At 49.6% G+C, this 13,790-nt stretch carries 13 protein-coding genes and 1 pseudogene; 8 read left to right on the forward strand and 6 right to left on the reverse strand.

Going from position 1 to position 13,790, the window contains the following annotated elements:
• The 3 genes and pseudogenes from IQ219_RS01480 to IQ219_RS01490 all read left to right on the forward strand — a co-directional run.
• A pseudogene (locus IQ219_RS01480) lies at window positions 1–711 on the forward strand (threonine ammonia-lyase, biosynthetic); the annotation flags it as partial.
• A gap of 414 nt (window positions 712–1,125) precedes the next feature.
• Window positions 1,126–1,689, forward strand: coding sequence for a cell division protein SepF (locus tag IQ219_RS01485; RefSeq protein ID WP_190597501.1), 564 nt, complete (start codon window positions 1,126–1,128; stop codon window positions 1,687–1,689).
• A 200-nt stretch (window positions 1,690–1,889) separates the two neighbouring features.
• Complete coding sequence (locus tag IQ219_RS01490) at window positions 1,890–2,279, forward strand: phosphomannose isomerase type II C-terminal cupin domain (RefSeq protein ID WP_194071479.1); 390 nt, start codon at window positions 1,890–1,892, stop codon at window positions 2,277–2,279.
• A 48-nt stretch (window positions 2,280–2,327) separates the two neighbouring features.
• On the opposite strand, the gene IQ219_RS01495 is transcribed toward IQ219_RS01490, so the two are convergent.
• Both IQ219_RS01495 and IQ219_RS01500 read right to left on the reverse strand, forming a co-directional pair.
• Window positions 2,328–2,582 carry a BrnA antitoxin family protein gene (locus tag IQ219_RS01495; RefSeq protein WP_190597505.1) on the reverse strand — a complete coding sequence of 85 codons (255 nt, stop codon included), beginning with the start codon at window positions 2,580–2,582 and terminating at the stop codon, window positions 2,328–2,330.
• Window positions 2,566–2,838, reverse strand: coding sequence for a BrnT family toxin (locus IQ219_RS01500; RefSeq protein ID WP_194071480.1), 273 nt, complete (start codon window positions 2,836–2,838; stop codon window positions 2,566–2,568). The genes IQ219_RS01495 and IQ219_RS01500 overlap by 17 nt, the downstream gene beginning before the upstream one ends.
• A gap of 253 nt (window positions 2,839–3,091) precedes the next feature.
• On the opposite strand from IQ219_RS01500, the gene groES reads away from it, so the two are divergent.
• The 4 genes from groES (at window position 3,092) to cimA (ending at window position 7,874) form a co-directional block, all read left to right on the forward strand.
• Entirely contained in the window at window positions 3,092–3,403 is a 312-nt protein-coding gene (groES, locus tag IQ219_RS01505; RefSeq protein WP_190597507.1) for a co-chaperone GroES, read from the forward strand.
• Window positions 3,404–3,499: 96 nt separating this feature from the next.
• On the forward strand, window positions 3,500–5,125 hold the full coding sequence (gene groL / locus IQ219_RS01510; RefSeq protein WP_194019895.1) for a chaperonin GroEL: 1,626 nt from the start codon (window positions 3,500–3,502) through the stop codon (window positions 5,123–5,125).
• 425 nt (window positions 5,126–5,550) lie between these two features.
• Window positions 5,551–6,132, forward strand: a complete 582-nt coding sequence (locus IQ219_RS01515; protein WP_194019894.1) for an NUDIX hydrolase — start codon at window positions 5,551–5,553, stop codon at window positions 6,130–6,132.
• A 98-nt stretch (window positions 6,133–6,230) separates the two neighbouring features.
• Entirely contained in the window at window positions 6,231–7,874 is a 1,644-nt protein-coding gene (cimA, locus tag IQ219_RS01520; protein WP_194071481.1) for a citramalate synthase, read from the forward strand.
• 274 nt (window positions 7,875–8,148) lie between these two features.
• Here the strand turns inward: cimA and IQ219_RS01525 are convergent, their stop codons facing one another.
• The 4 genes from IQ219_RS01525 to IQ219_RS01540 all read right to left on the reverse strand — a co-directional run bounded on the left by IQ219_RS01525 (window position 8,149) and on the right by IQ219_RS01540 (window position 13,104).
• Window positions 8,149–8,886, reverse strand: a complete 738-nt coding sequence (locus IQ219_RS01525) for a DUF4336 domain-containing protein (protein ID WP_194071482.1) — start codon at window positions 8,884–8,886, stop codon at window positions 8,149–8,151.
• A 274-nt stretch (window positions 8,887–9,160) separates the two neighbouring features.
• Window positions 9,161–10,453 carry a PAS domain-containing sensor histidine kinase gene (locus tag IQ219_RS01530; RefSeq protein WP_194071483.1) on the reverse strand — a complete coding sequence of 431 codons (1,293 nt, stop codon included), beginning with the start codon at window positions 10,451–10,453 and terminating at the stop codon, window positions 9,161–9,163.
• Window positions 10,454–10,564: 111 nt separating this feature from the next.
• Window positions 10,565–11,545, reverse strand: coding sequence for an acetyl-CoA carboxylase, carboxyltransferase subunit beta (gene accD, locus IQ219_RS01535; RefSeq protein WP_194019890.1), 981 nt, complete (start codon window positions 11,543–11,545; stop codon window positions 10,565–10,567).
• Between the two features lie 113 nt (window positions 11,546–11,658).
• Window positions 11,659–13,104, reverse strand: coding sequence for a circularly permuted type 2 ATP-grasp protein (locus IQ219_RS01540; RefSeq protein WP_194071484.1), 1,446 nt, complete (start codon window positions 13,102–13,104; stop codon window positions 11,659–11,661).
• A gap of 289 nt (window positions 13,105–13,393) precedes the next feature.
• Between IQ219_RS01540 and IQ219_RS01545 the strand changes: the two genes are divergently transcribed.
• Complete coding sequence (locus IQ219_RS01545) at window positions 13,394–13,774, forward strand: hypothetical protein (protein WP_190597522.1); 381 nt, start codon at window positions 13,394–13,396, stop codon at window positions 13,772–13,774.
• Window positions 13,775–13,790: the final 16 nt, after the last annotated feature.

Genomic DNA, 13,790 nt, shown 5'->3' on the forward strand with positions numbered 1-13,790 from the left:
CAGATTTTGGAGCCGGCCGGAGCCTTGGCCATTGCGGGACTCAAACAATATGTGCAAAGGGAAAACTGTCAGCAACAAACCCTAGTGGCGATCGCCTGTGGGGCCAACATGAACTTTGACCGGCTGAGATTTGTGGCGGAACGGGCCGAATATGGGGAACAGCGGGAGGCTATTTTTGCCGTGACTATCCCCGAACAAAGGGGCAGTTTGAGAAAATTTTGTGAAGGGTTAGGCAAGCATAACATTACTGAATTTAGTTACCGCATTGCGGAGGGCCCTGATGCCCATATTTTTGTCGGCATTCAGGTGCAAAATCGTGGTGATGCTTCCCAGTTGGCCGCCAACTTCACCCGCCAAGGCTTTAAAACCCTGGATTTAACCGATGATGAACTGACCAAACTCCACCTACGTCATATGGTGGGAGGCCGCCCTCCCCAGGTGACCCAATCGGAGAACCAGCGGGAATTACTGTACCGGTTTGAATTTCCTGAGCGGCCGGGGGCATTAATGAAATTTTTGGGTTGTATGAATCCTGCCTGGAATATTAGTTTGTTCCATTACCGCAACCATGGGGCTGACTATGGCAGGATTATCGTTGGTATGCAGGTTCCCCCAGCAGAAACGGAACAGTGGCAACAATTTTTAGCTAACCTAGGCTACCGTCATTGGGATGAGAGTGATAATCCAGTTTATCGTCTCTTTTTACGCTAATTTTTTGCCCAGTTCATGCTAGTAATTAAAGGTATATGTGCCCATTGCCTAGATTTCTGCCCTTGGTTGCTGGTTCGGCCTCTGTCAGGGGAAAATCAAAAAATTCTCGGTAAAATATCGGCAAAAACCTACAAAAGTTAGGAACATTTTGGTAAATTGTCACGACAGGGGTAGGAAAACTGGAATTCGGTCATTTATTGACTGAAAAAGAAAGGGCCTGACCTTAGTAGCTCCTCGCCACTGAGTTGCCGCTCCTTTCCTCCCTGACCCGATGAGCAGCCCAATCTACCAAGCATATCTGCGGTTGATGCCGTTTGCCATGGTCTAGGTCAATCTTTTTCCTAGTCTTGGTTACGAGGCTGGTTCATCCCATTAACCCCTTTCACTTTACTCAGGAAATACGGACGGTAAACTATGATTTTGACCAAGTTAAAAGACTTCGTCGGCATCAGTGAACATGATGAGTACGAAGAAGATTACGATGAAGAAATGGAGTTGCCCCAAGCGGTGACCACTGCCCCACCGCCCGCAGAAGAAGTTGCCCCTCTACCCCGCATTAGTCGGGAACCTTTAAGCTTAAATAATGACACCCCTATTGGTACAGGAGTAAGAAATAACGTGATTGGTATGCCCGGCATCAACAACAGTGTGGCAGAGGTGGTCGTCGTCGAACCCCATTCCTTCGATGAAATGCCCCAGGTGATTCAAACCCTACGGGAACGGAAGTCGGTAGTGTTAAATCTGAATGTGATGGACCCCGATGAGGCCCAACGGGCGGTGGATTTTGTTGCCGGTGGTACTTTTGCCATGGATGGCCACCAAGAACGGATTGGTGAGAGCATTTTTCTGTTTACCCCCAACTGTGTGAAGGTAAGCTCCCTGGCCGGCCGCAGTCAGGAATCCAACGATGCCCCCGCCAGCAGTGGTGCTGATTCTTTTCCCACTTGGGGCTATGAGACTAGCCGTTTGGCCCAGTAATCACTAAGCGGGAATTTTGTTGCAGCTGTTTTCGATCTTTTGATCGTTGCTTCAATTCCTACCCCAAATATCTAAAAGCTCTGACCTTGGCGATCGGGGCTTTTTTGTTGTTTGTTTGATTGCTCGGCAAATTCCGTGGCAGTTTAAAATTGAGGCAAGTCCGTGGTCTTTTTCACCGTTTGGCTTGATGTTTGTCCACCATGAATGATTCCCCTGAAGCTCCCAGTCCAGCCCCCATGCACCATCCCGAAACGACCCGCACACCTCCCTGGGGCATGGTCACCATGTTGGAAGAGGGCCCCCGCTATCGGATTAACCGTATTGTGGTCAAACCGGGGCAACATATGAGCACCCAGATGCATTACCACCGTAGTGAACATTGGGTGGTGGTGTCGGGTACGGCCAAGGTGACCTGTAACGGCGAGGAGAAATTATTAAACCAAAAGGAGTCCACCTATGTGCCGATGAATACCCCCCATCGGGTGGAAAATCCCGGGGTGATTGACTTGGTGATGATTGAGGTACAAAACGGCGAATACCTGGGGGATGATGACATTGTCCGCTTTCCGGAAGAGCTTTCACCATCCTGATTGAAATATTTTCTGTCGGGGGACGATTAACTGGGATATTTCCGCCGATTAGCGTGTTTCTGACAATTCTTCGCGGAGAATACGTCTCAAATCTGTTTCTGTGATTGATTGTTCCGAAGGGGATTGAATGGATTGCTTTAACACCTGATTGATTAACGTTTGATAACCCATTCCTTTTGCCTCTGCTTCTGCCCGGAAATGGTCTAGAACGTCATTATCCAGATAAATCGTAATGCGGGTTTTTCCCTGAGATGGGATCATAGCCCCCCGTTTGCCTCCGGAAAAATCATATTCCTGTCTCATAAGTTTTTGTCTCCTGTTTCTTGGCACGTCGGGCTGAAATTAGGCGAATAATTGCCCCTCGCAAAGTATAAACAACAACGAAGATAGAGCCAGTGTTTCCCATTCCTACTGCAATAAAACGTTCTTCTATGACGGAGTCAGGATCGAGAACGTGAATAGCAAGAGGATCAAAAAAGACCATTTCAGCTTCTGCAAAGGAAACGCCATGCTTTTGCTGATTAGTTTTGGCCTTTTGGGGATCATACTCAAAGCTCATACATACATGATATGCATTAGGAAGAGTTCGGTCAAAGAAGTAACAGTCCTGGCCCACATCAATGATCGCCTCGCGACAATCTTGACTCTAACTAGAACTCGATTTTTTCTCCTCAGTTCGGGAAACCACACTCACTGGGGTGTTGCACTGGGTCGATCAATTTAGCTAAATTAGCACTCGTGAGGTGGGAGTGCTAAGCCCCCTCCAAAATCCCTACTGACCGTGCAAGACTATCATCTGGAGGATGACTTCTATGGCCGCTATTACCATTAATGTTTCTACTGTGAAACCCCTTGGCGATCGGGTGTTTGTGAAAGTAAGCCCCGCTGAAGAGAAAACCGCTGGGGGTATTTTGTTGCCCGATAATGCGAAAGAAAAACCCCAAATTGGTGAAGTGGTGCAAGTGGGCCCCGGCAAACGCAACGACGACGGCACCTACTCCCCTGTGGAAGTCAAAGTTGGTGATAAAGTCCTTTATTCCAAATATGCCGGCACCGACATCAAGCTTGGTGGCGACGACTATGTTCTGTTAACTGAAAAAGATATTTTGGCCTCCGTTGCCTAGGTCTATTAATTCTTACCGATCCTGACCTTTGCTAAGGCTTTCAGGATTTTTACCCATTCATCTATCCCATTAATCTGCCCACGAGGTTTTACTTTTATGGCTAAATCCATCATCTACAACGACGAAGCTCGCCGCGCCCTCGAGCGGGGTATGGACATTCTGGCAGAATCCGTTGCCGTTACCCTCGGCCCCAAAGGTCGTAACGTTGTTTTAGAGAAAAAATTTGGTTCTCCCCAAATTATCAACGACGGTATCACGATCGCCAAAGAGATTGAACTGGAAGACCACGTGGAAAACACCGGGGTTTCCTTGATTCGCCAGGCCGCCTCTAAAACTAACGATGTGGCTGGAGACGGTACCACCACCGCCACGGTTTTGGCCCACGCCATTGTCAAAGAAGGTTTACGGAATGTGGCCGCCGGTGCTAACCCCATTTCCCTCAAGCGGGGTATTGATAAAGCCACCGAATTTCTTGTTGCTCGGATCAAAGAGCACGCCCAGCCCGTGGGAGATTCCAAGGCGATCGCCCAGGTAGGAGCCATTTCCGCCGGTAACGATGAAGAAGTTGGCCAAATGATTGCCAATGCCATGGATAAAGTAGGCCAAGAAGGGGTTATTTCCCTGGAAGAAGGCAAGTCCATGACCACCGAGTTGGAAATCACCGAAGGGATGCGCTTCGATAAGGGTTATATTTCCCCCTACTTCGTCACCGACGCGGAACGGATGGAAGCGGTTCTTGAAGATCCCCGCATTTTGATCACCGACAAAAAAATCAACTTGGTGCAGGACTTGGTACCCATCCTTGAACAAGTGGCCCGCCAAGGTAAGCCCCTGTTGATCATCGCCGAAGACATTGAAAAAGAAGCTTTAGCTACCCTGGTGGTGAACCGTCTCCGGGGTGTGTTGAACGTGGCCGCTGTAAAAGCTCCCGGCTTTGGCGATCGCCGCAAACAAATGCTGGAAGACATTGCCACCCTCACCGGCGGTCAAGTAATCAGCGAAGATGCTGGCCTGAAACTGGAAAGCGCCACTGTGGATAGCCTCGGTTCTGCCCGTCGCATCAACATCACCAAAGACAACACCACCATCGTTGCCGAAGGTAATGAAGCCGCCGTTAAGTCCCGTTGTGAGCAAATCCGTCGTCAAATTGACGAAACTGATTCTAGCTACGACAAAGAGAAACTCCAGGAGCGCTTGGCTAAATTGGCCGGTGGTGTAGCGGTAATCAAAGTTGGTGCCGCTACGGAAACCGAAATGAAAGACCGCAAACTCCGTCTAGAAGATGCCATCAACGCCACCAAAGCCGCTGTGGAAGAAGGTATTGTTCCCGGAGGTGGTACCACCCTGGCCCACTTGGCTCCCCAATTGGAAGACTGGGCCAGCGGGAACCTCAAGGACGAAGAGTTAACCGGCGCCTTGATTGTGGCCCGGGCCCTGCCTGCTCCCCTCAAACGGATTGCCGAAAACGCCGGTCAAAACGGTGCGGTAGTCTCCGAACGGGTGAAAGAGAAGGAATTCAACGTCGGTTACAATGCCGCTACCCTGGAGTATGTGGACATGCTGGCCGCTGGCATCGTTGACCCTGCTAAGGTGACCCGTTCTGCTCTGCAAAATGCCGCTTCCATCGCTGGCATGGTCTTGACTACCGAATGTATCGTTGTCGACAAGCCTGAAAAAGAAAAGGCCCCCGCTGGTGCTCCCGGTGGTGACTTCGACTACTAAGACTTGCCCTAGGCCAATCTAGCGGTCTAACAACTCTTTTCTCATAAATTTTCAGGGAGGCTCCGGCTTCCCTGTTTTCGTTTTTGTCAGTTTTCTGCCCATTGTGATAAATTTCAGTCCTGTTAGGCGATCGCCCTGAAGACAAAAGATGATAGCGTGCACCCTAATTCACTCCCTCCTGGGTTAAGTTATTAGGATTTGACACCGCCAATGAGATATACCTGCAGCAGAACTAACTTTGCCTTTTCCAACGGACACCCTGCTCTGGTAAAAATAATCCTCTTGTTCCTGCTCTGCCACTAAATGCGTTGACTTTACTGCAATCGTCAAAGGACTGTTTTTCTGCCTTACCTTTGGTTAAGCATGGCGTTCGAGCTTAAGATTGACTAGACTCCAGATTTTTGCCGGTGCAATAGTCCAAAGCCATGTGGCATCTTCCCCCCAGTAATTTGCAAAAATGGCGTATTTGCCAAAGTCGGATGGTGCTAGATAATCCCTGGTGTCGGGTACGTCAGGATGCAGTGCAATTGCCCGATGGGACTTTGATTGATGACTATTTTGTTAATGTGCGACCGGAAATTGTCATGGTTTTGGCCGTAACTCCTCAACAGGAAATTATTTTTGTGCGGCAGTATCGCCATGGGGTGCAGGAGATTTTGCTGGAATTACCCGCCGGTAACTTTTTCCCCGACCAGGAAAGTCCCACCGCCGCCATTCGTCGGGAACTGGAGGAAGAAACCGGTTACCAGATTGCCAGTTTGCTCAATTTGGAGTGCATTTATGACAATCCCGTGAAAGATCAATCCCGTCTCCATCTTTTCCTTGCTCCCGATGTGACTCCCACAGGCAAAAAGGCCTGGGATGTAACAGAAGAAATTGAAGTGGTGTTAATGCCGATCGCCGTCGTGCGGGAGCAGATTTTTTCTGGACAAATTAGGGTGGCGGGCAGTTTGGCAGCTCTGTTACTAGGTCTAGAAAAAATGGCCCAACTTAATGGCGACAAGTGAATGTTGAGAGTTTTTTCGGGCGATCGTATGGCGTCGAAAAACCGACCTAAAATGAAGACAGATAGGCTCGGTGTCTATTTTCTTTTCCCCCATTTGCCATGACTGTTAGCAACAATCCCCTTTGGCTCTACGACACCACCCTCCGAGATGGGGCCCAGCGGGAAGGAATTTCTTTGTCCTTGACCGATAAATTAACCATTGCCCGTCGCCTCGACCAGTTGGGTATTCCCTTTATTGAAGGGGGTTGGCCTGGGGCTAATCCTAAGGATGTGCAATTTTTTTGGCAGTTACAGGAAGAGCCCTTGGAGCAGGCGGAAATTGTGGCTTTTTGTTCTACTCGCCGGCCCCATAAAGCAGTAGAAACAGACAAAATGCTCCAGGCAATTCTCTCTGCCGGAACTCGCTGGGTAACCATTTTTGGTAAGTCCTGGGATCTGCATGTGCTGGAGGGATTGCAAACTAGCTTGGCGGAAAATTTGGCCATGATCAGTGACACGATCGCCTATCTACGCAGTCAAGGGCGGCGGGTAATTTACGATGCCGAACACTGGTTTGATGGCTATCGAGCTAATCCTGATTACGCCTTGGCCACCTTGGCCACTGCCCAGCAGGCCGGGGCGGAATGGCTAGTGATGTGCGACACCAATGGGGGCACTTTACCGGGGCAAATTAGCGAAATTACCATTAAAGTCCTTCAGGGTTTAGGGTTGGACGGTCGATCTGAACATCAACCCCAACTGGGTATCCATGCCCACAATGACAGCGGTACGGCGGTGGCCAATTCCCTCCTGGCGGTGGAGGCCGGAGCTACCATGGTCCAGGGCACCATCAATGGCTACGGAGAACGCTGTGGTAACGCTAATCTCTGCACTCTGATTCCTAATTTGCAACTCAAACTCGATTACGATTGCATCAAACCGGAACAGCTAGCCCATCTCACCAGCACCAGCCGTTTGATCAGTGAAATGGTTAACCTAGCCCCCGATGACCATGCTCCTTTTGTGGGGAGATCGGCCTTTGCTCATAAAGGGGGAATCCATGTCTCCGCAGTGCAACGTAATCCCTTCACCTATGAGCATATTGCCCCGGATGTGGTTGGTAACGAGCGGCGTATTGTGGTCTCAGAACAGGCCGGGTTGAGCAATGTTTTATCTAAAGCCGAGTTATTCGGTATTGCCTTAGACCGTCAAGATCCCGCCTGCCGGGCCATTTTAGAAACCCTCAAAGATCTGGAACAGCAAGGTTACCAATTTGAAGCAGCCGAGGCCAGCTTTGAACTGCTGATGCGCCAGGCCATGGGCGATCGCCAACCCCTATTTTTAGTGCAAGGCTTCCAAGTACACTGTGACCTGCTCACCCCAGCGGAAAACCCCGCGTACCGTAATGCTTTAGCCACGGTGAAAGTAACTGTCAATGGGCAAAATATCCTGGAAGTGGCGGAAGGCAATGGCCCAGTATCAGCCCTAGACCAAGCTCTGCGTAAAGCCTTAACCCGTTTTTATCCCCAAATTGCCGATTTTCACCTCACCGATTACAAAGTAAGGATTTTAGATGGGGGGGCCGGCACATCGGCCAAAACCCGTGTGCTAGTGGAATCCAGCAATGGCGATCGGCGTTGGACTACGGTGGGGGTCTCGGGCAACATCTTAGAAGCGTCCTACCAAGCTGTGGTGGAAGGCATTGAATACGGTCTGCGCTTACTAACCTGTGGCCTGACTAATCAAGAGGTAATCTCCACTTGATATTCCTTGCTTAATCCTCACTCAATAGCGCAGTAGTTAGTAATTGCAAAATTTAGATATGGCTGCTTTAAATAAAATTAAGACAGGGGGTTTCATGGAGCAAAGCCAAACGATTGACTCCCAGGCTCAAGAAAGAGCGGTAAGCACTGTTAATGTAGTTTAGAGTGGTGTCAACGCCAAATACGAAACCTGGAATTTCTCTTGAAAGACTTTATTAAGAGCTTAGCCCCGACAGATAATCCAATGACAAACATAGTTAGCTTGGATGTAAAAGTTATTTTAGCCGACCAAAACCACGTTTTATTTCAGCAGTGCCATCGGTAAGATAGCAACGACCATGGGCCAAAATCACCCGCTCCGGATTCCAGGCAATCATGGTATCAACCAAATCTCTTAAATGTTTTGGATATCGCCGGAAACTAGCTGCTATGTCCCTGGGCATTCCTCCATTGGGATCGCAAACTCCCCCTAGTCTTAGCAGAGGCCTTATCCACCAAGGCATTTTATCGCTCTCAAAATTCTCGATCAGGTCAGTCAAAACCAGGGTCTTACTTTTACGATGAAAAAAAATCACTTCCCTGTGATAATCTGAGTCGGCCAGTCGCTGCTCAAATTCCCCTGACCATTGGCTTGGGGATTCATTGCCTAATTCATGATCAAAAGTTAACTTGATTGATTTACTTGCAGCACGTTCCACTGCTCCGGGGCTAACCCATGTGAGTGCCTCTTGAAAACGAGACTGCCATGCTGGAATCCAAGCATAGTGAATCCAATTTGGCGCAATGAGGTGACGAACAGAACCGAGGGCAGCGACCGCATCAGCCAGACCTTCTTGATTGGCAATGGGTGAATGGACCCAAATATCACCATTGGCTAACCTAACGACCGTCATTCTAGTGGGAAAGAGCATTCCATAAAATCTGATCCATCCCCCGTCGGCAATCCAAACATTTGGGGCGATGCTCTTGAGCTTATACAGCGGTTCATAGCCCGTTGCTCTACTTTCAAGCATAGATAAATCCCATTCAATAATCTATCTTCGATCTAAGTTTAGCTAACGTCCCTGTCAAACTGAGAGCCTGGTTACAAAGTTTTAGTTTGCCCTCTAAATTTCCTGATACTGGGGACTTATATCTGTCTCCCTTCAACCTGAGGGGGAACTTTGCATGCCCTTTCCAAGATCACTAGAAGCAGTTTAAATCTGCTCTGGCCGCAAAAAATACCCTAACGTCCCTTTCCTTAGATTTCTGGTGCCTGAGTAAATTTGAGAAGATTCGCCTCCACACCTAGGAATTTTCATCCATATTGAGTTGATAGGGCAATTTAATGGTGAACATTGCTCCGCCAGTTTCATAATTAGCCGCTGTTAAATTTCCTCCGTGGGCCAGCACAATTTCCTTAGCGATCGCCAAACCTAGACCACTGCCATGGCGTTGACTTTCGGGATGTAGGCGGGCTCGGGAACTATCCCCCCGATAAAGCCGTTCAAAAATATAGGGCAAATCCCTCGGTTGAAAACCTAAACCCTGGTCCCGGATTGTCATGGTAATGCCCTGTTCCCCCAGGCTCCCGTGGACAAAAATTACTCCCTCCGGTGGACTATGTTTGAGGGTGTTATCCAAAATGTTCATCAAGACCTGCATAAGGCGATCGCCGTCCCCTTCTAGGTTCAACTCCGGCGGCCCTTGATAATCCAGGGTGATATTTTTCACCACGGCGATCGGGGTTAAACGCTCCCAAGTCAGGGAAAGCAAATGGCGTAAATTGGTTGGTTCCGGTTCCAGATAGAGATTGGGATTAGCGGTAATTTGGGTCAAATGGAGCCAACTTTCCACCAAATTTTGCAAGCGAGAAATTTCCTTCAGTAACCGTTCTGACCAAGCCCCATCTTCGGCAGGTAATCGGGTTTGTAAACGTTCTGCAATTAAAGCCACCGCTGTTAACGGAGTTCTTAGCTCATGGGCCAGATCGGAAAAAGCTTGGTCCCTACCCTGGCGCAGGGCCGCCAAGGTTTGGCGATTTTCCACAAATACGGCCACTTTGCCTTCTTTGAGGGGAAACCCCGACCCCCTGAGAAAAATTGATTCTGGCGTTAGGGGACGGCTATTTTCCCGACTTTCCATGGCGGCGGTAAGGGGCGGGAAAAATGACCATTCCCGAGTTTGGCTTGTCTGGGTTTGGCGGGTACGCTCAATTAATTGGTCTAACTCATAGGAGCGAATAAACTCCAAAAAGAGTCTGCGTTCCCCCGGTTGCCAATGGCGAATATGTAGTAAACTCTCGGCCGCAGGATTACACCATTCCAAGTTATTTTCCTGATCAATTAACAAATAACCGAGGGGAGAAAGGGACATCACTCCCCGCCAATGGGCAATGGTGTCTAAATATTCTGCACAGAGATCATTTAAATGATTGATTTCTCGCCGCACCAAGGAAACAAGGGACAGGGAATGGGAAACCTCCTCGGTATCCGGTAGTCCGGTGAGTAATTTTTTAATTTTTTTATTGAGCCGAAACCGTTCGATCGCCCCGATGCCAAAACCAATTGCCCCACCGATCGCCAACGTAATTATTTCCATGTTCTAGCAGTTGCCTAGTCCGGAGCAGCATTTTGCCATCAAGGGTAGCGAATGGGAACCCATTGAATTCTAGTCCTTTTGCCAAACTGAATCACCGTCACTAATGATTACTTAACTATCTTGATTGACGGAAATTTGATTGTCCACCGCCAGGGCCGTATGGCTGAGTACCAACTCCGGGTTAACTTGTTTGGGGTCAGCATTGAGGGGGGGCAAAATCGGATAAAAGGGTTGATGGAGGCTAATCAACTGAGCCAAGGTTCTTTTCAGTTGGGGTCGGGGCACAATGGCATCGACAAAACCGTGGTGCATTAAGTATTCAGAAGTTTGAAAATCGTCGGGTAACTTTTCTCGCAATGTTTGCTCAATGACCCGTCGCCCGGCAAAACCAATGGTGGCCTTGGGTTCTGCCAAAATCAAATCCCCCAACATAGCGAAACTTGCAGTTACCCCGCCGGTGGTGGGATGGGTGAGCACGGGGATATAAAGTAACCTTTGCTCCTGATGTTTTTGCAATGCTCCAGAAATCTTGGCCATTTGCATGAGGCTCAACATGCCTTCCTGCATTCTCGCCCCACCGGAGGCACAGATGATGATCACCGGCAGTCTTTCCAGGGTGGCATACTCAATCAGGCGGCAGAGTTTTTCCCCCACCACGGAGCCCATACTACCCCCCATAAAGCGGAAATCCATTACCCCCAGGGCGATCGGCAGACCGTCGAGGCGACCGTGGCCAGTTTGCACTGCGTCGGTCAATTCCGTTGCTTTTTGGGTATCGCGGATACGGTCTTTATAGGATTTGCGGTCTTTAAATTTGAGGGGATCGGTGGGTTGCAAATGTTCATTGATGGGTTGCCAAGTCTTAGCATCAATCAACTGGCGAATCCGCTCATCACTGTCCACCCGGAGATGGTGTCCACATTCGGCACACACCAGCCAATTGCCTTGCAAATCTTTGGTATAGGTCAACACACCGCAGGCCGGGCATTTAGTCCATAGCCCATCGGCCACCTCCCTTTCCTGGGGGGATTGGGGCTGGAGCATGGGGGGCTCAGCTTTTTCACGGTTGGCAAACCAATCAAATAGAGACATATTTGTTCGGGGACAGTGGCGATCGCAACGGTAATCCAAGACACATTTGCCATTCTACCAAGATCGTTGCCGGTGCTTTGGCGATCGCCCGGTTGTCAAGGTAAGAAAAGCCATTACTCTCCGGAACCTTGCAGCACCCAAGTATCCTTACTACCTCCCCCTTGGGAAGAGTTGACCACCAAAGATCCCTTCCGCAGAGCTACCCTAGTCAAACCACCGGGATGGACGTAAATTTCATCGCCTCGGTTGAGAATGTAGGGACGGAGATCCACATGGCGACCTTCTACCTGATCACCAATCAAAGTGGGCACCCGGGAGAGATTAAGCACCGGCTGGGCAATGTAGTTACGGGGATTATGGCGGATGCGTTCGGCAAACTGCTCCCTTTCCTGGGGGCTGGCACTGGGGCCCATCAACATACCGTAGCCCCCGGCTTCGTTAGCGGATTTGACCACCAATTCCGCCAGATGGTCTAGCACATAATTTCTATCCTCTTCTCGCCAGCAGAGGTAGGTGGGGACGTTGGCCAAAAGAGGTTCTTCTTTGAGGTAGTAATTGATCATCTCCGGCACATAGGCATAGATGACCTTGTCGTCCGCTACCCCTGTGCCGGGCGCATTGGCCAGGGCTACCCGTCCTTGGCGATACACTTCCATTAAGCCCGCTACCCCCAAAAGGGAATCGGGACGGAATACTTCTGGGTCAATGAAATCGTCATCCAGGCGACGATAAACCACATCCACCCGCTGTAAACCTTTAGTGGTACGCATTTGTAGATAGCCGTCGGCCACCACTAAATCCCGTCCTTCCACCAATTCCACCCCCATCTGTTGGGCCAGGAAAGAATGCTCAAAGTAAGCGGAATTATTAATACCCGGGGTTAACACCACCACCACCGGGGCTGCCAAATGGGGCGGGGCCAGGTTAAGCAGAGTTTCCAAAAGTTGACTAGGGTAACTGTCCACCGGTTGGATGGGAATGGTTTGGAACATGTCAGGGAAAGTACTTTTCATTACTCGCCGATTTTCCAAAACGTAGGAAATACCGGAGGGTACCCGCAGATTGTCTTCCAGCACAAACCATTGACCCTTGCCATCCCGAACCAAATCAGTGCCGGTGATATGACACCAAACTCCGGCGGGGGGCTTGATGCCGATGCAGGGCTTAAGGAATCCACTGGCGGATTCCACAATGTCCAGGGGCATAATGCCGTCTTTAACAATGTGTTGGGGGCCGTAAATATCGGTCAAAAAACAATTCAGGGCTTTGATGCGTTGTTTCAATCCCTTTTCTAGCGATCGCCATTCCGCTTCAGCAATGATGCGGGGAATAATATCCACCGGGAAAATACGCTCCACCCCCTGGTCGTCGTTGTAAACCCGGAAAGTGACCCCAAGGTTAAAGAGAGCAATTTGGGCCGTTTCATGGTGTTGCCTGAGAATTTCCGGCGATAACTGCCCCATCCAATCGATCAGGGGAGCTGCTTGGGGTCGGGGCTGCCCCGGGGCGGAAAAAAGTTCGTCGTAAAAATTGCCTGGGTCGTAGCTCTGAAGTTGCATGGTTCCCCATCGATGGTGGTCTGGGCTTGGGCCATAGTGCCATTGCTAATTAGTTTTTGGCTATTTATCGGCTATTTAGGGGTGGAGGTCTTTTGTAAACTACAGCCGCTAACCCTTGGCCACGGTCCCATTATTCAGCTTGGAAGGAAACGGGGGCAGAGATTGTAATTGAAGCGACAGTTTCCTTAGCAATTTAGTCTTTGTAACGAAATATTACAAAAATGCAGTCATAGTGGCTTAGTGGCTTGACAGGATAGTGGCGCGTGATTAAATTGGGGTACTATACCCGATGGGTAACCTAATCATTAGTGATATGCAGGACAAGCAAAAGGTCACACTTTATATGCCGCCGGGCATCCATCGGCAACTCCGAATTCGCTCAGCCATTGACGCTGAATCTATGTCGGCGATCGTAGAACGGGCCATTGATTTTTACCTCAAGCACCCGGACAAGGTCGAAGCCGAAGAAAAGTCAACCTATGGCAGAACCCATCAGGTGCATATCTGCCCCGAATGCGACGCCGCTATGGTGATGCGGGACGGTCAGATGATGTCCTTGAAGGATCAGCCCAGTGTCCTGAACGATAACGAAGAGTCTTCCCTCCCTCTGGTGGAGGATGCTCCGGTGACTGCCGATGTCGATGGGGAAAAAATGTTGATTCCCTGCTGAGTTAACCAGTCTTTGG

It is taken from the genome of Synechocystis sp. LEGE 06083, from assembly GCF_015207725.1.
Taxonomy (GTDB): Bacteria; Cyanobacteriota; Cyanobacteriia; order Cyanobacteriales; family Microcystaceae; genus Synechocystis; species Synechocystis salina.